At 62.1% G+C, this 20,590-nt stretch carries 20 protein-coding genes and 1 tRNA gene; 7 read left to right on the plus strand and 14 right to left on the minus strand.

Translation table 11 applies throughout. The annotated features are described in order from the left end of the window. Positions 1-20: 20 nt before the first annotated feature. The 6 genes from purH to ACW5W4_RS14945 all read left to right on the plus strand — a co-directional run bounded on the left by purH (position 21) and on the right by ACW5W4_RS14945 (position 7,679). On the plus strand, positions 21-1,613 hold the full coding sequence (purH, locus tag ACW5W4_RS14920) for a bifunctional phosphoribosylaminoimidazolecarboxamide formyltransferase/IMP cyclohydrolase (protein ID WP_456689920.1): 1,593 nt from the start codon (positions 21-23) through the stop codon (positions 1,611-1,613). A 68-nt stretch (positions 1,614-1,681) separates the two neighbouring features. Then, on the plus strand, positions 1,682-2,971 hold the full coding sequence (purD, locus tag ACW5W4_RS14925; protein WP_427262168.1) for a phosphoribosylamine--glycine ligase: 1,290 nt from the start codon (positions 1,682-1,684) through the stop codon (positions 2,969-2,971). Between the two features lie 268 nt (positions 2,972-3,239). Then, on the plus strand, positions 3,240-5,816 hold the full coding sequence (locus ACW5W4_RS14930) for an alpha amylase C-terminal domain-containing protein (protein WP_456689899.1): 2,577 nt from the start codon (positions 3,240-3,242) through the stop codon (positions 5,814-5,816). 290 nt (positions 5,817-6,106) lie between these two features. Further along, positions 6,107-6,481 (plus strand): cytochrome b562, encoded by a 375-nt coding sequence (locus ACW5W4_RS14935; RefSeq protein ID WP_041995378.1) that lies wholly within the window; start codon positions 6,107-6,109, stop codon positions 6,479-6,481. Then, positions 6,462-6,983 (plus strand): cytochrome b/b6 domain-containing protein, encoded by a 522-nt coding sequence (locus tag ACW5W4_RS14940; RefSeq protein ID WP_456689900.1) that lies wholly within the window; start codon positions 6,462-6,464, stop codon positions 6,981-6,983. Before ACW5W4_RS14935 ends, ACW5W4_RS14940 begins: the two co-directional genes overlap by 20 nt. Positions 6,984-7,289: 306 nt before the next feature. Continuing rightward, entirely contained in the window at positions 7,290-7,679 is a 390-nt protein-coding gene (locus ACW5W4_RS14945; RefSeq protein WP_456689901.1) for a hypothetical protein, read from the plus strand. A gap of 3 nt (positions 7,680-7,682) precedes the next feature. Here the strand turns inward: ACW5W4_RS14945 and ACW5W4_RS14950 are convergent. The 5 genes from ACW5W4_RS14950 to rpsU form a co-directional block, all read right to left on the minus strand. Next, positions 7,683-7,759, minus strand: a tRNA-Ile gene (locus ACW5W4_RS14950). 181 nt (positions 7,760-7,940) lie between these two features. After that, complete coding sequence (gene rpoD, locus ACW5W4_RS14955) at positions 7,941-9,851, minus strand: RNA polymerase sigma factor RpoD (protein ID WP_258955577.1); 1,911 nt, start codon at positions 9,849-9,851, stop codon at positions 7,941-7,943. A 168-nt stretch (positions 9,852-10,019) separates the two neighbouring features. Further along, on the minus strand, positions 10,020-11,804 hold the full coding sequence (dnaG, locus tag ACW5W4_RS14960) for a DNA primase (RefSeq protein ID WP_456689902.1): 1,785 nt from the start codon (positions 11,802-11,804) through the stop codon (positions 10,020-10,022). Positions 11,805-11,891: 87 nt separating this feature from the next. Then, entirely contained in the window at positions 11,892-12,335 is a 444-nt protein-coding gene (locus ACW5W4_RS14965) for a GatB/YqeY domain-containing protein (RefSeq protein WP_408796711.1), read from the minus strand. Between the two features lie 14 nt (positions 12,336-12,349). Continuing rightward, positions 12,350-12,565 carry a 30S ribosomal protein S21 gene (gene rpsU / locus ACW5W4_RS14970; protein WP_005309452.1) on the minus strand — a complete coding sequence of 72 codons (216 nt, stop codon included), beginning with the start codon at positions 12,563-12,565 and terminating at the stop codon, positions 12,350-12,352. A 179-nt stretch (positions 12,566-12,744) separates the two neighbouring features. On the opposite strand from rpsU, the gene tsaD reads away from it, so the two are divergent. After that, entirely contained in the window at positions 12,745-13,758 is a 1,014-nt protein-coding gene (gene tsaD, locus ACW5W4_RS14975; protein ID WP_427262175.1) for a tRNA (adenosine(37)-N6)-threonylcarbamoyltransferase complex transferase subunit TsaD, read from the plus strand. A gap of 94 nt (positions 13,759-13,852) precedes the next feature. Here the strand turns inward: tsaD and rpoS are convergent, their stop codons facing one another. From rpoS to ftsB, 9 genes are all read right to left on the minus strand, one after another. Then, on the minus strand, positions 13,853-14,830 hold the full coding sequence (gene rpoS, locus ACW5W4_RS14980) for an RNA polymerase sigma factor RpoS (protein WP_427262176.1): 978 nt from the start codon (positions 14,828-14,830) through the stop codon (positions 13,853-13,855). A gap of 46 nt (positions 14,831-14,876) precedes the next feature. Then, positions 14,877-15,938 carry a LysM peptidoglycan-binding domain-containing protein gene (locus tag ACW5W4_RS14985; RefSeq protein WP_456689903.1) on the minus strand — a complete coding sequence of 354 codons (1,062 nt, stop codon included), beginning with the start codon at positions 15,936-15,938 and terminating at the stop codon, positions 14,877-14,879. A 10-nt stretch (positions 15,939-15,948) separates the two neighbouring features. Further along, the gene (locus tag ACW5W4_RS14990; RefSeq protein WP_427262178.1) at positions 15,949-16,530 is read right to left on the minus strand and encodes a YqaA family protein; all 582 of its coding nucleotides are present in this window, start codon (positions 16,528-16,530) and stop codon (positions 15,949-15,951) included. After that, the gene (locus ACW5W4_RS14995) at positions 16,527-17,144 is read right to left on the minus strand and encodes a protein-L-isoaspartate(D-aspartate) O-methyltransferase (RefSeq protein ID WP_408796706.1); all 618 of its coding nucleotides are present in this window, start codon (positions 17,142-17,144) and stop codon (positions 16,527-16,529) included. The genes ACW5W4_RS14990 and ACW5W4_RS14995 overlap by 4 nt, the downstream gene beginning before the upstream one ends. 4 nt (positions 17,145-17,148) lie before the next feature. After that, positions 17,149-17,895, minus strand: coding sequence for a 5'/3'-nucleotidase SurE (surE, locus tag ACW5W4_RS15000; RefSeq protein WP_427262179.1), 747 nt, complete (start codon positions 17,893-17,895; stop codon positions 17,149-17,151). 44 nt (positions 17,896-17,939) lie between these two features. After that, positions 17,940-19,010, minus strand: a complete 1,071-nt coding sequence (gene truD / locus ACW5W4_RS15005; protein WP_456689904.1) for a tRNA pseudouridine(13) synthase TruD — start codon at positions 19,008-19,010, stop codon at positions 17,940-17,942. Beyond that, positions 19,010-19,486 carry a 2-C-methyl-D-erythritol 2,4-cyclodiphosphate synthase gene (ispF, locus tag ACW5W4_RS15010; RefSeq protein ID WP_456689905.1) on the minus strand — a complete coding sequence of 159 codons (477 nt, stop codon included), beginning with the start codon at positions 19,484-19,486 and terminating at the stop codon, positions 19,010-19,012. The genes truD and ispF overlap by 1 nt, the downstream gene beginning before the upstream one ends. 79 nt (positions 19,487-19,565) lie before the next feature. Then, positions 19,566-20,279 carry a 2-C-methyl-D-erythritol 4-phosphate cytidylyltransferase gene (gene ispD / locus ACW5W4_RS15015; RefSeq protein ID WP_456689906.1) on the minus strand — a complete coding sequence of 238 codons (714 nt, stop codon included), beginning with the start codon at positions 20,277-20,279 and terminating at the stop codon, positions 19,566-19,568. Continuing rightward, complete coding sequence (ftsB, locus tag ACW5W4_RS15020; protein WP_427262183.1) at positions 20,272-20,580, minus strand: cell division protein FtsB; 309 nt, start codon at positions 20,578-20,580, stop codon at positions 20,272-20,274. The genes ispD and ftsB overlap by 8 nt, the downstream gene beginning before the upstream one ends. Positions 20,581-20,590 lie beyond the last annotated feature (10 nt).

Below are 20,590 nucleotides of genomic sequence, written 5' to 3' on the forward strand. Positions count from 1 at the left end.
ACCCTGAGGACGATAGAGTGATGGAACAAGCCAGGCCCATTCGCCGTGCACTGCTGAGTGTTTCTGACAAGACCGGCATACTGGAATTTGCCAAGGCACTCAACGAGCGCGGCGTGGCTCTGCTCTCGACGGGCGGCACCGCCAAGCTGCTGGCCGACGCCGGCCTGCCGGTGACCGAGGTCTCCGACTACACGGGTTTCCCCGAGATGATGGACGGCCGGGTCAAGACCCTGCATCCCAAGGTTCACGGTGGCATCCTCGGCCGTCGCGACCAGGATGACGCCATCATGGCCCAGCACGCTATCTCCCCCATCGACATGGTCGTCGTCAACCTCTATCCCTTCGCCGCCACCGTGGCCAAGCCTGGTTGCACCCTGGCTGACGCCGTCGAGAACATCGACATCGGCGGCCCGACCATGGTGCGCTCCGCCGCCAAGAACCACAAGGATGTCACCATAGTCGTCAAGGCGGCCGATTACGCGCGCGTCATCGCCGAGATGGACGGCAACGGCAACAGCCTGACCTTGGCCACCCGCTTCGATCTGGCCATCGCCGCCTTCGAGCACACCGCCGCCTACGACGGCATGATCGCCAACTACTTCGGCACCCTGGTGCCCTCCTACGGCGACAACAAGGAAGGCGACGAGGAGTCCCGCTTCCCGCGCACCTTCAACGCCCAGTTCATCAAGAAGCAGGACATGCGCTACGGCGAGAACAGCCACCAGGCCGCCGCCTTCTACGCCGAAGAGCAGGCCGCACCGGGCTCGGTGGCCAGCGCCATCCAACTGCAGGGCAAGGCGCTCTCCTACAACAACATCGCCGACACCGACGCGGCGCTGGAGTGCGTGAAGGAGTTCAGTGAGCCGGCCTGCGTCATCGTCAAGCACGCCAACCCCTGCGGCGTCGCCATCGGCGGCGATCTGCTGGGTGCCTATGACCGCGCCTACCAGACCGACCCCACCTCGGCCTTTGGCGGCATCATCGCCTTCAACCGCGAACTGGATGGCGCCACCGCCGCCGCCATCGTCGCCCGCCAGTTCGTGGAGGTGATCATCGCCCCCAGCATCAGCCAGGCCGCCCGCGACGCCGTGGCCGCCAAGCAGAACGTGCGCCTGCTGGAATGCGGCCAGTGGACGGCGCCGGCGCAAGGGTTTGACCTCAAGCGCGTCAACGGCGGCCTGCTGGTGCAGGAGCGGGATCACGGCATGGTCACCCTGGGGGATCTGACCGTGGTCAGCAAGCGCCAGCCGACCGAAGCCGAGCTCAAAGACCTGCTGTTCTGCTGGAAGGTGGCCAAGTTCGTCAAGTCCAACGCCATCGTCTACGCCAAAGACGGCCAGACCATAGGCGTCGGCGCCGGCCAGATGAGCCGCGTCTACTCGGCCAAGATAGCCGGCATCAAGGCGGCCGATGAGGGGCTGACCGTGGCGGGTTCCGTCATGGCCTCCGACGCCTTCTTCCCGTTCCGCGACGGCATCGATGCCGCCGCCGCCGCAGGCATCTCCTGCGTCATCCAGCCCGGTGGCTCCATGCGCGACAGCGAGGTGATCGACGCCGCCGACGAACACGGCATGTGCATGGTGTTCACCGGCATGCGCCACTTCCGCCACTGATCATCAGAAGAGGGCTGCCCAGGCAGCCCTCTCGGATCCGACCCTGATCCCTATTCGAGAGCCCAGACATGAAAGTATTGGTAATTGGTAATGGCGGTCGCGAACACGCCCTGGCCTGGAAGGCCAAACAATCCCCCCTGGTGAGCCAGGTGTTCGTGGCCCCCGGCAATGCGGGCACCCGCCTCGAGCCGGGCGTCGAGAACGTCGCCATCGAGGCCACCGACATCCCGGCCCTGCTGGCCTTCGCCAAGGAGCAGCAGATAGGGCTGACCATAGTCGGCCCGGAAGCCCCCCTGGTGAAAGGGGTGGTGGATGCGTTTCGCGCCGAGGGGCAGACCATCTTCGGCCCCACCGCCGCCGCCGCCCAGTTGGAGGGCTCCAAGGCCTTCACCAAGGACTTCCTGGCGCGCCACGCCATCCCCACCGCCGCCTACCAGAACTTCACCGAGGTGGAGCCGGCCCTGGCCTACCTGCGCCAGCAGGGTGCCCCCATCGTCATCAAGGCCGACGGCCTGGCGGCCGGTAAAGGGGTGATCGTCGCCATGACCCTCGAAGAGGCCGAAGAGGCGGTGCGTGACATGCTCTCCGGCAACGCCTTCGGCGATGCCGGTGCCCGGGTGGTGATCGAGGAGTTCCTCACCGGCGAGGAGGCCAGCTTCATCGTCATGGTGGACGGCGAGCAGGTGCTGCCCATGGCCACCAGCCAGGATCACAAGCGGGTCGGCGATGGCGATACCGGTCTCAACACCGGTGGCATGGGGGCCTACTCCCCCGCGCCCGTGGTGACCGACCTGGTGCACCAGCGCGCCATGGAGCAGGTGATCATGCCGACGGTGCGCGGCATGGCCGCGGAAGGCAATCGCTATTCCGGCTTCCTCTACGCCGGCCTGATGATCGATGCCGAAGGCAACCCCAAGGTGATCGAGTTCAACTGCCGCTTCGGCGACCCCGAGACCCAGCCCATCATGCTGCGGATGCAGTCCGATCTGGTGGCACTCTGCCTCGCGGCCTGCGCCGGCGAGCTGGAAGGCCAGGAGGCCGTCTATGATCCCCGCGCCGCCATCGGTGTGGTGCTGGCGGCCGGCGGCTATCCCGGTGATTACGCCAAGGACTTGCCCATCAGCGGCCTGCCAGAAGAAGAGGTGCCGGGCGAGAAACTGTTCCATGCCGGCACCCGCTTCGAGGGCGACACCGTCGTCACCAGCGGCGGGCGCGTCCTGTGCGCTACCGCCCTCGGGGAGACGGTGGCCCAGGCCCAGGCCCGCGCCTACCAGTTGGCCGACCAGGTGCAGTGGCAGGGCGTCTTCTGCCGCCGGGACATCGGCTGGCGCGCCATCGCGCGCGAGCAGGGCGAGTAAGCGCCCATCCTCGAAGGGCCCGCCGCTGCGGGCCCTTCCATTTTTCCTACCTTCGCCCCTCAAGAAACCGCTTTCAGCCTTTGTCGTCGGATCGATGACGTTCTCTGCCGTTGAAAGCATTTTCACTCACACTTCTCAACTTATCCCCGCCCTTCTATTTTCACGCACCGCTATTTCATCAATGCTGATCAACCGAACGAGGATTGTTCGATGTCCGTTCGAAAAAGCGACTGTGACAGCCAATAACAAGATCGAAGGGAAAATCGTCATGCACACCACACTGTTTCGAACCGCCATCCTCGCCGCGGCACTGGGCTCATTGAGCCAGGCTGCCACGGCAGAAGGGGTCATGGTTCATCTGTTCCAATGGAAGTTCAACGACATCGCCAACGAGTGCGAACAGGTACTGGGTCCCAAGGGATTTGGCTCGGTGCAGATCACCCCGCCGGCGCAGCACAAGCAGGGCAGCGAGTACTGGTGGACCGTCTATCAACCGGTCAGCTTCAACAACTTCAACAGCTTGGGCGGCAGCGAGGCAGAGCTCAGGAGCATGGTAGCCCGCTGCAACGCGGCCGGGGTCAAGATCTACGCCGACGCCGTCTTCAACCAGCTGGCATCGGGCTCGGGCACCGCCACCGGCGGTGGCAGCTACCACTCGGGCCAGTTCCAGTATCCCCAGTTCGGTTACAACGACTTTCACCACAGCGGTGACATCAGCAACTACGGCGACAGCAACAACGTCTGGAACGGCGCCCTCTACGGCATGCCGGATCTGAAGACGGAGTCCCCCTATGTGCAGGATCAGATAGCCGGCTACATGAAAACCCTGCTCGGCTGGGGCGTGGCGGGCTTTCGCATCGATGCGGCCAAGCACATGCCCCCCGCCGATGTGAAGGCGATCCTCGACAAGGCGGGCAGCCCCAGGGCCTACCTGGAGGTGATAGGCGCAGGCGGCGAGTCCCCCGACATCCAGCCAGGCCGTTACACCTATGTCGACACCGTCACCGAGTTCAAGTACGGCACGGATCTCGCCGCCAACTTCAACGGCCAGATCAAGCAGCTCAAGACCCTGGGCGAGAGCTGGGGCCTGCTCCCATCCGGCAAGGCCTTCGTCTTCGTGGTCAACCACGACCGCGAGCGGGGCCACGGTGGCGGCGGCATGCTCACCTTCATGAGCGGCGCCCGCTACGAGCTGGCCAACACCTTCATGATGGCCTGGCCCTATGGCTGGAAGCAGGTGATGTCCGGCTATCGCTTCGAGGACATGGGCAAGTACGAGACCGACAAGGGGGCGCCCGCCAGCACACCGTGCAGCGATGGTCAGTGGAACTGTGAACAGCGCCGCCCCCAGATCATGAACATGGCCCTGTTCCACAACAGCACCCAAGGCCAGCCAGTCAGCCACTGGTGGGACAACGGCAACAACCAGATAGCCTTCGGTCGGGGGGACAAGGGCTTCGTCGCCATCAACAACGAGAGCGGCAGCCTGGTGGCCTCGGTGCAGACCGGCCTGCCGGCCGGCGAGTATTGCAACATCCTCAATGGCAACGACTACTGCAGCGGCACCTACATCCAGGTCGACGGCAGCGGCAAGGCCAGCCTGAACGTCCCCGCCATGAAGGCCGCCGCCATGGTCGCGGGCTGCACCAAGACCAGCCCCTGCGGTGGTTCAGTCCTGCCGGGCAACAAGTTCGGCAGCATGACCCTGCGCGGCACCCACAACGGCTGGGGTACCAGCCAGATGACGGTGGACGAGCAGCGCATCTGGTCCGCCATCGTCAACTTCAGCGGCGCGGGTGACGCCACCGGTGCCCAGCGCTTCAAGTTCGACGTCTTCGGCAACTGGACCGAGAGCTATGGCGACAACGAGGGGGACGGCATCGCCGACAAGGGCAGCGCCCAGGACATCCTGTTCAGCGGCGCGGGCAGCTACCGCATCGCCCTGAAGGAGAGCGATCTCAGCTACTCGATCACGGCCCTCGGCAGCAATCAGGCGCCGGTCGCCGCCCTCTCCCCCAAGACACTTAGCGTCAAGACAGGTGAGAGCGTGGTGTTCGATGCCTCCGCCTCCAGCGACGACGGCGGCGTGGTGAGCTACCTCTGGTCCAGCGGCGGTACCGGCGCCAGCGAGACGGTCCAGTTCGACACCCCTGGCACTCACACCGTCACCGTGACGGTCACCGATGCCGAGGGACTGACCGCCAGTGCCAGCGCCACCGTGACCGTCGCCGACGACAATGGCACCTACGCCAGCGCGCTGCCGAGCCTGCACTTTCGCGGCACCGCCAACGGCTGGGGATCCCTTGCCATGACCCTGGTCGCCGACAATCAGTGGCAGGCTCAGGTCACCTTCGACGGTCAGACCAACCAGCGCTTCAAGTTCGACGTCAAGGGGGACTGGAGCCAGAACTATGGCGACAGCAATCAGGATGGCGTGGCTGAGCAGGCAGGGGCCGACATCGCCACCCAGGTGACAGGCTCCTATCTGGTTCGTTTCAACGATCTGACCCTGCACTACAGCCTGAGTCCGATCGGCGGCGACGCTGCCAGTAACTTCCCCACGCTCAACCTGCGCGGCACTGTCAACGGCTGGGGCAACACGACCATGACCCTGGTCGGCGATCACCTGTGGCAGGCCAGCGTCGACTTCACCGGCGCCGGCGATGCCAATGGCGCTCAACGCTTCAAGTTTGACGTCAAGGGCGACTGGACCCAGGGCTATGGGGACAGCAATGGGGACGGTATCGCCGAGCCGGGCGGCGCAGACATAGGCACCCAGGCAAGGGGACCCCATCTGGTGCGCTTCAACGATCAGAGCCTCGCCTACAGCCTGCTCCCCCAGTAACAGGGCGCAGCCCCCCCATATACGAACATGACCAAGGGCCCCGCGGGGCCCTTCTTCCTGCTCGCAGCCCTGGGATCGCAGTCCCCGCCACTGGTCGCGGGCAGCGCACGCCAGGATGAACTCCACGGCCGGCAACTCGTGTCGCCCCGTCAACCCTCTGTCACCCTTTGTCACAAAAAAACCAACTATTCACAAACGGTTCACGGTACCTCGTGGCATCATGCAGGGTAAGAACCCAATAAAGGGTTCAATTGCAGCCCACGCATGTCGTTATCGAATAAGGAGATCCCATGTTGAATACCGTTCGCCCCCTGCTGCTGCCGCTGATGTTCGGCCTCTTCACCCTGCCCGCCCTGGCAGGTGATCTGGAGCAGCCGATGAAGAAGATGGGCTTCAACTACAAGCAGGCCACCAAGGCGAGCGATCCGGCCACCATGGAGAAGCACATCAACCAGATGCGCGCCGAGATCGACGAAGCCAAGACACGCCAGATGCCGACGGCCAAAAAGGAGAAGTTCCTGGAGGGCCTCACCGAGGTGCAGAGCGAGCTGGATGCCAGCCTGGCTGCCCTCAAGGCGGGTGACGAGGCCAAGGCCCGTGAGCACCTGGCCAAGGTGAATGATCTGAAGAAGGAGTACCACAAATATGCCAAGCAGAAAGGCTGACCCCTTTCGCTGGGATCCCCTGGTGCGTCTGACGCACTGGGGGCTGGCCATCGCCTGTATCGCCAACCTCTGGCTCAATGAGTCGGGGGAGCAGTGGCACGAGTGGCTGGGCTACCTTGCCATGTCCCTCATCGGTCTGCGCCTGCTGTGGGGGCTGACCCTGGCCAAAGGCGATGCCCGCCTGGGCGCCCTGCTCCCCAGCCGAGAGGACTTTCACCAGCAGGCGCGGGAGATGCGCGAGCGGCTGCCCGCCTCCCCCGGCCATCACGGCAGCGGCAAGCTGGCGGTCTGGGCCATCTGGCTGACCGTGCTCGCCACCGGCTTCACCGGCTGGTTTCAGAACACTGAACTGGGTTTCGAGCTGGAAGCCTATGACTGGCACACCTGGTGTACCTGGGGGCTGCAAGGCCTGATCGCCCTGCACCTGACGGCCCTGGTGTTCACCTCCTGGCGCCAGCGCAGCAATATGCTGCGGCGCATGCTGCCGGGCAAGGGGCACTGATCCCCCTTGCCAGCAAGACCAGGCGTGGTCAGACCCGCAGTGATGTCCCACAACAGACCCGCCCCCAAGGCGGGTCTGTTGCATTGGGGCTCGGCTCACGCCTCGTCCCTCACCACCCACATCAGGTTCAACGACTTGGGTTCGTCCGAACAGCCCGGCAGGCTCGCGCCATGACTCATGACATCGGGTGCAAGGAGAGCGGATGAGAGAACGGATGGCCCTCAAAGCGGAGGGGTGCATCGAGGAGGCCCGCCAGCATGGTCTGCGCCGCTGGGGCGAACGCCGCAGGATGCCGGCCATGACGAGGTGGCAAGCCTGCACGATCGACTCGGCCGCGAGCGGGAAGCCATTCCCCTCTATCACGAGCTGATCGCCCTGGGGCTGACCGGGGATACACTACGCGGTGCCTTGCTGGGGCTGAGGCTGGGCAGCTTCTGCCCTAGCCAGGGAGGCCCTGGAGCAAGGGTTGGCGCGGTTGCCACAGGCAGGGGGCGCGTCTTTCACGCCCTGGTCCATGACAATCTGGGTCGCCACAAGGAGGCGTGCGAGGCGCCGCTCGCTCTGCTGGTGCAAACCCCTCAGGATCCTGCGCTCATCCCGTGCGTGCGCCATGGCTCTCCACGTAGAGGATCCAGACAGGCACTGGTGAATACGCCAGAAGCGACAAGGCCGCTCATGATGAGCGGCCTTGTCTGAATGTGGTGGCCCCTGCCCGACTTGAACGGGCGACCAATCGATTATGAGTCGACTGCTCTAACCAACTGAGCTAAGGGGCCATATGTGTTGGTTTGCGGCGTGGATTATAGGGGATGGAAAAGCCCTAGTCCATAGCCATATCAATCACTTGGCGACATTTTGTCCATTCGATCCCCAAGTGCGTGATCCCCCTGACATAAATAAAACAAAGCCCCGCGTGGCGGGGCTTTGGGGAGGATAGCCGGGGGCAATGCCTCAGGACTACTCGTCCAGGAAGCTGCGCAGCACTTCCGAGCGGCTCGGGTGGCGCAGCTTGCGCAGGGCCTTGGCTTCGATCTGACGAATACGCTCACGGGTGACGTCAAACTGCTTGCCCACTTCCTCCAGGGTGTGGTCCGTGTTCATGTCGATCCCGAAACGCATCCGCAGCACCTTGGCTTCGCGGGCGGTCAGACCGGCCAGCACTTCGCGGGTGGCATTGCGCAGGCTCTCGCTGGTGGCCGCATCCGCCGGCAGGGCCAGCGTGGTATCTTCGATGAAGTCGCCCAGGTGGGAATCTTCATCATCACCGATGGGCGTCTCCATGGAGATGGGCTCCTTGGCGATCTTCAATACCTTGCGGATCTTGTCTTCCGGCATACCCATGCGCATGGCCAGCTCTTCCGGGTTCGGTTCACGACCCATCTCCTGCAGCATCTGACGGGAGATACGGTTGAGCTTGTTGATGGTCTCGATCATGTGCACCGGGATACGGATGGTACGGGCCTGATCCGCGATGGAGCGGGTAATGGCCTGACGGATCCACCAGGTGGCATAGGTCGAGAACTTGTAGCCACGACGGTATTCAAACTTGTCCACCGCCTTCATCAGACCTATGTTGCCCTCCTGGATCAGATCCAGGAACTGCAGACCACGGTTGGTGTACTTCTTGGCGATGGAGATAACCAGACGCAGGTTCGCCTCGACCATCTCTTTCTTGGCACGGCGGGCCTTGGCCTCACCTATGCTCATGCGACGGTTGATGTCCTTGATCTGGGCAATCGACAGGCCCGTCTCTTCCTCGATCTGCTGCAGCTTGCCGATGGCACGCAGCACGTCTTCGTCCATCTCCACCAGACGGGGAGACCAGGACTTGCCAGCCTGCTTCTGGTATTCGAACCAGGCAGTTTCGCACTCGTTGTTGGTGAAGGCAGCGACGAAGGTCTTCTTCGGCATCTTGGCCTGCTCAACGCAGAGCTTGAGAATGATCCTTTCCTGTACCCGCACACGCTCCATCATCTCGCGCATGTTGTTGACCAGACGGTCAAACTGCTTGGGCATCAGACGGAACTGACGGAACACGTCGGCCAGCTGGGCGATGGCGGCCTGGGTTTCGTCGTGGGCACGACCGTTGTTCTGGATGGAGAGGCGGGTGACTTCGTACTGGGCACGCAGTTCACCAAACTTCTCGCGAGCGACTTCGGGATCCGGACCACCGTCCCCATCGTCATCCGAGCTGTCGCCGTCTTCATCTTCGTCTTCGTCTTCGTCCTCATCTTCGTCGGCGAGGTCGTCTTCGCTGAGCTCGGAACCGATATGGGTCGCCGTCGGCGCCACATCATCGGCCTCGTTGGGATCGATGAAACCCGAGATGATGTCGGACAGACGCAGCTGTTCGGCTTCGAATTTATCGTACTGTTCAAGCAGATAAGTGATGGCTTCCGGGTACTCGGCCACCGAGCTCTGCACCTGGTTGATGCCGTCTTCGATACGCTTGGCGATATCGATTTCGCCTTCACGGGTCAGCAGTTCGACGGTGCCCATCTCCCGCATGTACATGCGGACCGGGTCCGTGGTGCGACCAATTTCAGATTCAACAGAGGCCAATGCTTGTGCCGCCGCTTCGGCGGCATCTTCGTCGGCGGTACCGCCTTCGGCCATGATAAGGTCATCGGCATCCGGTGCGTTTTCCACTACCTGGATACCCATGTCGTTGATCATCTGAATGATGTCTTCGATCTGATCAGAGTCAACGATCTCTTGAGGGAGGTGATCGTTCACCTCGGCATAAGTCAGGTAGCCCTGTTCTTTACCTTTGGCAACGAGGAGTTTAAGCTGAGACTGCGGGGTTTGCTCCATAGAACTCATCCGGTTGGTGTTGCTAGGTTGCGCGAGCGATGCGCTGGTGCGCAAATAGCCAATTCTAATAGAAAACCGCCAGACATGCTATGTCTGGTTGCGGCGTCGGTCTGAGAAACCCCTGCCCGCTTTGTTTGTCGGGGCCAGGTGGTTATAGGTTTTTGCATCTAATTCCCGTCGATTCGGGCAACCATGTTTATATTGGGACTAACCACTCAGATATCAAGCCCCAATGTCATTTCTTTTCTCATTCTGTACTTCCCGGATCAACATCATCAGCTCCTTGGTTTCCTCGGCGCTCAGTCCTTGCTGGGCCACCTTGGTCTGCAACTCTTCGATGCGCTGCTTCAAGAACTGGTTGATGAAGCCGACGAAGGTGTCTTGCAACTCGCCCAAGATATCCGGTTCACGCTCGAGCTGGATCTCGAACAAGTCGTGCATGGCCAACTGAGCCAGGATCTCTCCCTCTTTGGTACCACGCCAGTGTTCGAGCAATATCCCCGTGGTGATGCCGGGCTGGGCCAGGATCTGCTGGTGCAGTTTGAGCAGAAACCCAATTCCCTGCAACTTGAGCCCGGCCAGTTCCGGCATGGCGGGCAGTTCGGCGGTCACCCCGGGATACTGCACCATGAGCGCCAGCGCCCGGCGCAGAGGGGTCAGTTTGCCTCGCTGCGGCTTGGCCTGCTCCACCTTGGGCTGGCTATGACGGGCAAACAGCTCGGTAATACGCTGCCGATTCTCGCCCCAGCGCATCATGCTGGAGAGTCGGGTGATCAATCCCTCCCGGGTGAAGCCTTCCGGCACCCGGCGGATCAGCTCGGCAGCCTTGTTGGCCACCTCGAACTTGCCCGCCTCGCCGGTCAGGGCCGCATCCCGTGCGAGACGCTCGAACATGAAATCGGCGAAGGGTTGCGCCTCGTCCAGCAAATGCTCGAAGCCCTCCTTGCCAATCTGGCGCACCAGAGAATCGGGATCTTCGCCATCGGGCAGGAACACGAACTTGAGCTCGCGGCCATCCTGCAAGTGAGGTAGGGCATTGTCCAGCGCCCGCCATGCCGCTTCCCGACCGGCGTTGTCACCGTCGTAGCAGCAGACCACCTCGGCGGTGGTGCGAAACAGGGTATGGATATGGTCGCTGGTAGTGGCCGTGCCCAGCGCCGCCACCGCATAGTCGATCTCGTACTGACCGAGCGCCACCACATCCATGTAGCCCTCCACCACCAGGATCCGGCGAGGATCCTTGTGCGCCTGCTTCACCTCAAAGAGGCCGAACAGTTCGCGTCCCTTGTGGAAGATGGGGGTTTCCGGGGAGTTCAGATACTTGGGTGTCCCATCACCCAGCACTCGGCCACCGAAGCCGATGACCCGGCCTCGCTTGTCGCGGATGGGGAACATGATGCGATCGCGAAAACGGTCATAGCTGCCGGGGCCGCTGTCGCGGGGGATCAACATGCCGCCGGTGATAAGCAGCTGCTCGTGCTCCCGGCTGGTGCCAAAGCGGCGCCGCACCTGATCCCAATCCCCCGGGGCATAGCCTATGTTGAAACGCTTGACCACTTCGCCGGTGAGGCCACGCCCCTTGAGATACTCCACCGCGTGGCTGGCGCTCTTGAGGTGGCTCTCGTAGAAACGGGCGATCTGATTCATCAGCTCATAGAGATCCTTGCTGACGGCCGGTTGGGAATTGCCAGAGCCGCCCTGACTCTGCTCGCGAGGCACCTGCATACCTTGCATGCTGGCGAGCTCTTCGATGGCATCGGGGAATTCGAGGCCGTCATACTCCATGACAAAGCCGATGGCATTGCCGTGGGCGCCACAGCCGAAGCAGTGATAGAACTGCTTCTCCTGACTGACGGTGAAGGAAGGACTCTTTTCGTTATGGAAGGGGCAGCAGGCCTGATAATTCTTGCCGGCCTTTTTCAATCGCACCCGTGAGTCGACCAGCTCGACGATATCGGTACGAGCGAGCAGATCATCGATGAAGGATTGCGGGATCCTGCCTGCCATAACCATCCTGATTCATAAGGAGAAAAATAAAAAAGCCGCGCATTCCCAGGGAAGCACGGCTTCTTCGACCAACGAGAGCACAGCCTGTTACGCCAGGCGGGTTTTCACCAACGCGCTGACGGCGCCGACATCGGCACGCCCCTGAATGTTTGGCTTCAAGACAGCCATGACTTTGCCCATATCGGCCATGACGGCAGCACCGCTCTGGGCGATGGCTTGCTCTATCAGGGCATCAATTTCGGCAGCGGTCAGCTGTTGCGGCAGGAACTCCTGCAGCACCTGGATCTCGGCGGCTTCGACATCGGCGAGATCTTGGCGACCAGCGGCCTCATATTGGCTGATGGAATCACGGCGCTGTTTGACCATCTTGGTCACGACAGCGAGGATATCCTCATCATTGAGCTCAATACGGGAATCAATTTCACGCTGCTTGATCTCGGCCATCAACAAACGGATCGTCCCCAGGCGGGCCTTGTTCTTGGCCAGCATGGCGAGCTTTTGTTGATCCTTGAGCTGATCTTTCAGAGACACGGCTGAAACTCTAATTAGTACAGGCGGATACGACGAGCGTTTTCGCGAGACAGCTTCTTGGCGTGACGCTTGACGGCAGACGCTTTGGCACGCTTACGAATGGTAGTCGGCTTCTCGTAGAACTCACGGCTACGAACTTCAGACAGGATACCGGCCTTTTCGCAAGAACGCTTGAAGCGACGCAGAGCAACGTCAAACGGCTCATTTTCACGGACTTTGATTACTGGCATGTGCCTTTCACCTCAGTGATAAATTGTTAGCTGATCATCATTCGATCAGCATGTCTTAAAATGGTGCGAAATTATACTCTGGACAGGGAATGAAAGTAAACCCGCAGAGATCGCTCTGGTTTAAAAAACCCGCGAAGGTTACCATAGCCGTCTCATTTTAGCAGTGAAAATTTTTAGCAATGCGTGTATTGGGCATAGAGACATCCTGTGACGAAACCGGGATCGCGATCTTCGATGATCAAAAAGGGATCCTTTCCCATCAGTTATACAGCCAGGTCAAGCTGCATGCGGACTACGGTGGCGTCGTCCCCGAGCTCGCCAGCCGGGATCATGTCCGCAAGACGATCCCCTTGATCCAGGCCGCATTGCTAGAGGCAGGTCTGGGCAAGGATGACATAGACGGCATCGCCTACACGGCTGGACCGGGTCTGGTGGGGGCCATCCTGGTGGGCGCCACCATAGGGCGTTCCCTGGCCATGGCATGGGGCAAGCCTGCCGTGGCGGTGCATCATATGGAAGGCCATCTGCTGGCCCCCATGCTGGAAGAGCAGGCCCCCGAGTTCCCCTTCGTGGCGCTGCTGGTCTCCGGCGGCCACTCCATGCTGGTGCGGGTAGACGGCATCGGCCGCTATCAGCTGCTGGGTGAATCCATCGACGATGCCGCCGGCGAGGCGTTCGACAAGACCGCCAAGCTGATGGGTCTGGACTATCCTGGCGGTCCCCTGCTCTCCCGTCTGGCCGAGAAAGGCACCACGGGGCGTTTCCACTTCCCCCGCCCCATGACCGACAGGCCAGGTCTCGACATGAGCTTCTCCGGTCTCAAGACCTTTGCCGCCAACACCATAGCCGCCAACGGTGACGATGAGCAGACTCGCGCCGACATAGCCCGCGCCTTTGAAGATGCGGTGGTCGATACCCTGGCCATCAAGTGCCGCCGGGCCCTGAAAGAGACCGGGCTGAACCGCCTGGTTGTGGCCGGCGGCGTCAGTGCCAACCGCCATCTGCGCGCCCAGTTGGCCGAACTGATGGAGAGCCTCAAGGGTGAGGTGTTCTATCCGCGCACCGAGTATTGCACCGACAATGGCGCCATGATCGCCTATGCCGGCATGCAGCGCCTCAAGGCGGGGGTATTCGAACCGCTGGAGGTCAAGGCGGTGCCGCGCTGGCCGCTGGATACCCTTGCTCCCGTCTGAGCAGCATCATGAAGAAGGGGCCCGAGGGCCCCTTCTTGCATCCACCCATCTGACGATGGCGACGGGACAGCATCTGCCGGCCCCGGTTCGAGCCTCAATTACTGCGAAACAGGGCCTCGATGGAGAGCCCCTGGCCCACCATGATTTCCCGCAGCCGACGCAGTCCCTCGACCTGGATCTGGCGCACCCGCTCCCGGGTCAGGCCTATCTCAGCCCCGACATCCTCCAGGGTGGCGGGCTCGTAGCCAAGCAAGCCGAAACGACGTGCCAGCACCTCGCGTTGCTTGGGATTGAGCTCCTCCAACCAATGGACAATGCTGCTGCGCATGTCATCTTCCTGAGACTCCAGCTCGGGGCCCATGCCGCGCTCGTCTGAGAGCACATCCAGCAGGGCCTTGTCGCGATCGCCACCGATCGGCGTGTCGACCGAGGTGATCTTCTCGTTGAGCTTGAGCATGCGGTTGACGTCATCGACCGAACGATCCAGCGCGAAGGCGATGTCTTCGGCGGTCGGCTCATGGTCGAGGCGATGGGACAATTCACGGGCGGTACGCAGGTAAACGTTGAGTTCCTTGACCACGTGAATGGGCAGGCGAATGGTACGAGTCTGATTCATGATGGCTCGCTCTATGGTCTGGCGGATCCACCAGGTCGCATAGGTCGAGAAGCGAAACCCTCGTTCCGGGTCAAACTTTTCCACGGCGCGGATGAGGCCGAGGTTACCCTCTTCAATCAAATCGAGCAGCACCAGACCACGATTGTTGTAGCGTCTGGCAATCTTGACCACGAGGCGCAAGTTGGACTCAATCATGCGCTTGCGGGCCGCCTTGTCGCCGCGCAGGGCGCGACGGGCGTAATAGACCTCTTCCTCGGCGGTGAGCAAGGGAGAGAATCCTATCTCTCCCAGGTAGAGCTGGGTCGCATCCATCACCTTGTGCAGATCCGGTGCCAACAGCTCCTCGGAGATGACCTCCTCGGGCTCGGCTGCGACCGCCTCGACTACCTCCGCCTCTTCAACCTCCAGTTCCTCATCGAACTCTGCATCCTGCATAACCAATTGTTCTTGGCTCATGGTGTGTCTCCCTGACCTGAACCAGAGTTAGCACTACGCTCTGGGGTTAACGCTTTGGCAAGTATCCCATGGGATTGATCGACTTGCCTCGGTACCGGATTTCAAAGTGCAAGCGCACATCCGGCGCATCCGTGCTTCCCATATCGGCGATGACAGCGCCACCCTTGACCACATCCCCTTCCCGGACCCGCAACGCATCGTTGTGCGCATAGGCCGAGAGGTAGTCGTCGTCATGTTTGAGGATGACGAGCTTGCCATAGCCTCTCAAGGCACTTCCGGCATAGACCACTTTACCGCCGCTGGCCGCGTAGACGGGTTGCCCCTTCGTACCAGCTATGTCTATGCCCTTGTTCCCCTGCTCCGCAACAGAGAAGCCTTCCACAATGCGGCCCTTGGCGGGCCAATGCCAGGCGAGGTGCGATGAGGAGGCACTGTTATTGTTCTGCGTGACACTGTTGTTATTTTGTACTGCCGTGCCAGCGTATGCTTTTGACGCAGGCTGGGCAACGCTTTTATTGGTGACGAATGCACTGGTCGTACCTGAACTGGCCGTGGTCAGAGGACGACTGGTCGACGCCGTCACCACAGGCATGCTGGGCGCGGCCGTCCCGCCCACATTGAGGGTCTGGCCCACATTCAGGTTGTAGGGGGCGCTCAGGTTGTTGCGCTGTGCCAGGGTCTGATTGGAGACGCCAAACTGGCGGCCAATGCTGCTCAGGGTATCGCCACGGCGGACCTGATAGGTACGAGCGGTACCGCTGCTCATGCTGCCGGCGCTGATCGGCGCCAGGGCGGCGCCTCCATCCAGGCGCAGCACCTGACCAGGATAGATCCCGTAGGGGGGGCTGATGCCGTTGAGCCTGGCCAGGGAGGGAACGTCGTTGCCCGAGTTGAACGCGATGGAGTAGAGGGTATCGCCGCGCTTGACCGTGTAGCTTCGCCCCTGGATGTTCGGCTTGCTCGCACCAGCCTGCCGACTCGGCACGCCACGGACGAAACCATCATTGGACAGGCCCTGCACCGGGGCCGGCGTCGTGCTGGAGGAACAGGCCGCCAGCAAACCGGATAAGAGGGTGGCGGCGCACCCGCGCCATATATGCCCATTCATAGAGACATCCTCAACGACTAAACCAGAAATAGGCCGCCACGGCCAGGGCGATGCAGATCCAGCCGAGCACATCCACATAGTGCATCAGCTTGCGCTCCATCTTCTCCCCTCCCCAACGCATCAGGCCCGCCACCAGGAAGAAGCGCATGCCCCGCCCTATGATGGAGGTCACGATGAAGGGGAGGAGCGCCATATGGAGCAGACCTGCCGTGACGGTAAAGACCTTGTAGGGGATGGGGGTGAAGCTGGCAATGAAAATCACCCAGATGCCCCACTGCTCGAACCAGTGCTGGGCCAGGGCTATCTTGTCCTCATAACCGACGGAGACCACCATGGGTTGCACCACCGGCTCCCAGAGCGCATAGCCCAGGCCATAACCGACCACGGCCCCCAGCACGGAGAACAGGGTCGCCAGGGTGGCATAACGCCATGCCTTCTCCGGCTTGGCCAGCGCCATGGGCGCCAGCATGACATCGACCGGAATGGGCCAGAATACCGACTCGATGAAGGCGGTGATCGAGAGGTAATAGGGGGCATATTTATGGCGGGCCCATTGCATCACCAACACATACAGGCGAGAAAACAGCTTCACTCAACATCTCCGTCGACAAGGGGTACAAAACGCACCGGCTCCAGGACTCGACTGGTCAGCTGGGAGCCATTGCGCTCGATGAGTTGCAGGGTCTGATGACTGTCCCCTACCGGTAATATCATGCGGCCGCCATCGGCCAGTTGATCCGTCAGTGCGGTCGGCACTTCGCTTGCCGCCGCCGTGACCAGGATGGCATCGAAGGGGCCCTTGCTGGGCCAGCCGAGCCAGCCGTTGCCATGCTTGGCCGATACATTGTGCAGGTCCAGCTGCCTGAGCCTGCGCCTGGCCTGAAATTGCAGCGATTTTATCCGCTCCACCGTATAGACCCGCTCCACCAGATTGGCGAGCACGGCGGTCTGATAGCCGGATCCCGTCCCGATCTCCAGCACATGGGCGGGATCGTTTTGCATCAGCAGCTCTGTCATCCGCGCCACTATGTAGGGCTGGGAAATGGTCTGCCCCTGGCCGATGGGCAGGGCGGTATTGTCCCAGGCCTTGTGGGCCATGGCCTCATCCACGAACAGCTGACGCGGCACCTTGGCCAGGGCCGCGAGCACGCGAAAATCGCTGATCCCCTGGGCGATGAGTTGATTTAAAAGGCGTTGCACTATCACACCTTCATCCCTGCAGATCCAGCCATGCCCCCAGACCCGCCAGACTGTCGTAGGCAGTCATATCTATGGTCAGAGGGGTAATGGAGACATATCCCTGCTCGATGGCAGCGAAATCCGTGCCTTCTCCCGCATCCTGCTGGGATCCGGGCGGTCCTATCCAGTAGATGGGCTGACCCCGGGGATCCTCGCTGCGGATCACCGCCTCGGCCCGATGACGGTTGCCGAGCCGGGTGACCTTGATCCCCTTGATCTCGCCAAGGGGCAGGTCGGGCACATTGACGTTGAGGATCTGGTTGGCCGGCAGGGGAAACTGCATCAGGCCCTTCACCAGCTGCACCGCGTAATGGGCCGCCGAGGCGAAATGGGTCTTGCCCACCAGGGAGATGGCCAGGGAAGGGTAGCCCAGATGGCGCCCCTCGGTCGCCGCGGCGACCGTGCCCGAATAGATGACATCATCCCCCAGGTTGGCGCCATGATTGATCCCCGCCACCACCATGTCGGGCTCAGGGCTCAGCAGCTCGTTGACCGCCAGGTGCACGCAGTCGGTCGGCGTGCCCTTGACCGAGTGATAGCCGGTCTGCGGGATGCGACTGACCCGCAGCGGCACCTCCAGGGTCAGGGAGTGGCTCGCCCCGCTGCGGTTGCGATCCGGCGCCACCACTGTCACCTCGCCACAGGCGCGCAGCGCCTCGCTCAAGGCGTGGATCCCCTCGGCATGCACGCCGTCATCATTACTCACCAGAATGCGCATCTATGCCCTTCCTGAAACCATAAACAAGGCTTCCTGCCGCATCATCATGACTGAGCAGGTTGCACATCATTGCCATCCGCCTGGCCCGTGAAGCCATGGTCAGCCTCTTCGGCCAGCATCAGCTCGCGCACCAGGCTGGTGGCAAACGCCCCGGCCGGCAGGAAGAACGACAGGGTCAGCACCGCGTCATCCAGCTGCCAGCTCATCTGCTCCGGCTTGAGCAGCAGCGGACGCCTGTCCTGATCCAGCCCGGCCTTCTCCAGCCCTTCACACCACTCGCCGTAAGAGGCCAGCACCCCTTGCTCGAACTCGGCGGCGGCGCCCTGGCTCGCCAGTCGGCCACGGCCCCACTGGGGGGCGGTGAGCTGCACGTCGCCGGAGGCGAGCCGCGCCTCCAGCTCGGGAGTCACACTCTCTTCGCTGAAGATGGAGTGGCTGCCCTTGAGCATCAGGCAATCGCCGGCCAGCAGCCGATTGGCCAGCCCCTGCTCGATGCGGGCGCTGACGATGGCGTTGAACAGCATGCTGCGGGCGGCGGAGAGATAGAGGGAGCGCTTGTTGCGATCCTTGATGCGCTTGCCGGCGAACATCGCCTTGGCCGCCTCCAGGTTGTTGCCGCCACGACCGAAGCGCTGCTCGCCATAGTAATTGGGCACCCCCTGAGCGGCGATGGCCTGCAGCCGGGCTGTCAGTGTGTCTGCCTGCTCCAGGCCGGTGAGGCGCAGGGTGAAGTGGTTGCCCTTGAGGTAACCGACCCGCAGCTTCTTGTTGTGACGCTTGGCCTGCAGGATCTGGATGCTGTCGCTCTCGATGACCGACAGATCCGGCTCCCCCTTGCCCGGCAGATGGATGCCGAACCACTGCTCGGTCACCGCGTGGCGATCTTTGAGCCCCGCCCAGGTCACCGCATTGCGGTTGACCCCGGCCGCATCGGCCAGCAGGCCGGCGACCCAGGCGGTATTCTCGCCGGTTTTTCGCACCCGGACGAAGATATGCTCCCCCTCGCCGCAGGGTTCGAAGCCCAGATCCTCGACCACCATGAAGTCAGCGGCCTCGGCCTTGAGGATGCCACGGGCGGTGGGGGCGCCGTGCAGATATGCGAGTTGTTGCAGCATTATGTTCTTACCAATAAGACGACGGCTTCGGTGGCAATGCCTTCCTTGCGCCCCGTAAACCCGAGTTGTTCTGTGGTGGTCGCCTTGACGTTCACCCGGTTCAAATCACATTGCAGATCGGCGGCCAGTACGGCGCACATGGCGTCGATATGGGGCGCCATCTTGGGGGCCTGGGCGATGATGGTCACATCCAGGTTGCCGATGGCATAGCCCGCCTCTTGTACTCGGGCAAACACGTCCCGCAGCAGGATCCGGCTGTCGATATCCTTGAATTGCGCGGCAGTATCGGGGAAATGACGGCCGATGTCACCGGCGCCGATGGCCCCGAGCAGAGCGTCGCTCACCGCGTGCAGCACCACATCTCCATCTGAGTGGGCCAGCAGCCCCTGCTCATAGGGAATGGCGACCCCGCCCAGCATGCAGGGGCCCACCCCGCCAAACTTGTGCACGTCAAAACCATGTCCAATTCGCATCATGCCTGATCCCCCCTCAATACACAGAAATCTGTTTCATCAAAACCATGTCCAATGCGGATCATGCATGCCCCTCTGCGGGTCAATCGGGTCGCGCCAGCTGGCGCGCACTCTGTTGTTGTAAAAAGAGCTCGGCCAGGGAGAGATCTTCCGGTCGGGTCACCTTGATGTTGTCGGCGCGTCCCTCCACCATCCGCACCGGGAACCCGGCGCGCTCCATGGCGGAGGCCTCGTCCGTGATGGTGGCGCCCAGCGCCAGCCCCTCTTCCAGCGCCCGCTTCAGGGGGTCGGTGGGAAACATCTGCGGCGTCAGGGCATGCCACAAGCCGTCGCGATCGACGGTCGCCACTATGTTGCCCCTCTCATCGCTGCGCTTCATGGTGTCGCGCACCCGGCTGCCGAGGATGGCGCCGCCGCTCGCCATGGCGGCGGCGATCAGCTCATCGAGATCGCCATGGGTCAGGCAGGGGCGCGCCGCATCGTGCACCAGCACCCAAGGCCCCGTCGCCACATGGAGGGCATTGAGCACAGAGTAAGCCCGCTCCGCGCCGCCCTGGACCCGCAGGATGCGCAGATCCCTCGCCACGGACAGGGTCTCGAACCAGGTATCATGAGGCGCCAGTGCGACTATGACCTGGGCGATGGCAGGGTGGGTCAGGAGAACGCCCAGCGTGTGTTCCAGAATCGTCTTGCCTGCCAGCGGCAGATACTGCTTGGGGCAGGAGGCCCCCATGCGACTGCCGATGCCGGCGGCAGGCACCACGGCCGTCAGGCCAAGGGAAGCGCCTTCACTCATCCATGTCACCGTCGGCAGGCTCATCCTGCTTGTTCGGAATGATCCGGTAGAAGGTCTCCCCCTGCTTGATATAACCGAGATCGTTGCGCGCCAGCTCCTCGATCGCCTCAAGGCCGGATGTCAGATCGTCTATCTCGCGGTAAATCAAATTATTACGTTCCTTGAGCGCCTGATTGTCCTGCTCTTGCCGAGCGATGGCATCGGATCTCTCTTGGTAATCGGACAGGCCGTTTTTCCCCAGCCAGAGATGGTATTGCAGGCCTCCCAGCAGGAGGAACAGGATCAGGGTGAATAGCCGCATGCACTAGGTC

It is taken from the genome of Aeromonas crassostreae (assembly GCF_054052445.1).

What these genes read in the sequence shown, in the direction of transcription:
- purH (WP_456689920.1), top strand. Translation starts at nt 21, where the DNA reads ATGGAACAAGCCAGGCCCATTCGCCGTGCACTGCTGAGTGTTTCTGAC.
- purD (WP_427262168.1), top strand. Translation starts at nt 1,682, where the DNA reads ATGAAAGTATTGGTAATTGGTAATGGCGGTCGCGAACACGCCCTGGCC.
- ACW5W4_RS14930 (WP_456689899.1), top strand. Translation starts at nt 3,240, where the DNA reads ATGCACACCACACTGTTTCGAACCGCCATCCTCGCCGCGGCACTGGGC.
- ACW5W4_RS14935 (WP_041995378.1), top strand. Translation starts at nt 6,107, where the DNA reads ATGTTGAATACCGTTCGCCCCCTGCTGCTGCCGCTGATGTTCGGCCTC.
- ACW5W4_RS14940 (WP_456689900.1), top strand. Translation starts at nt 6,462, where the DNA reads ATGCCAAGCAGAAAGGCTGACCCCTTTCGCTGGGATCCCCTGGTGCGT.
- dnaG (WP_456689902.1), bottom strand. Translation starts at nt 11,804, where the DNA reads ATGGCAGGCAGGATCCCGCAATCCTTCATCGATGATCTGCTCGCTCGT.
- rpsU (WP_005309452.1), bottom strand. Translation starts at nt 12,565, where the DNA reads ATGCCAGTAATCAAAGTCCGTGAAAATGAGCCGTTTGACGTTGCTCTG.
- tsaD (WP_427262175.1), top strand. Translation starts at nt 12,745, where the DNA reads ATGCGTGTATTGGGCATAGAGACATCCTGTGACGAAACCGGGATCGCG.
- rpoS (WP_427262176.1), bottom strand. Translation starts at nt 14,830, where the DNA reads ATGAGCCAAGAACAATTGGTTATGCAGGATGCAGAGTTCGATGAGGAA.
- ACW5W4_RS14985 (WP_456689903.1), bottom strand. Translation starts at nt 15,938, where the DNA reads ATGAATGGGCATATATGGCGCGGGTGCGCCGCCACCCTCTTATCCGGT.
- surE (WP_427262179.1), bottom strand. Translation starts at nt 17,895, where the DNA reads ATGCGCATTCTGGTGAGTAATGATGACGGCGTGCATGCCGAGGGGATC.
- truD (WP_456689904.1), bottom strand. Translation starts at nt 19,010, where the DNA reads ATGCTGCAACAACTCGCATATCTGCACGGCGCCCCCACCGCCCGTGGC.
- ispF (WP_456689905.1), bottom strand. Translation starts at nt 19,486, where the DNA reads ATGATGCGAATTGGACATGGTTTTGACGTGCACAAGTTTGGCGGGGTG.
- ispD (WP_456689906.1), bottom strand. Translation starts at nt 20,279, where the DNA reads ATGAGTGAAGGCGCTTCCCTTGGCCTGACGGCCGTGGTGCCTGCCGCC.
- ftsB (WP_427262183.1), bottom strand. Translation starts at nt 20,580, where the DNA reads ATGCGGCTATTCACCCTGATCCTGTTCCTCCTGCTGGGAGGCCTGCAA.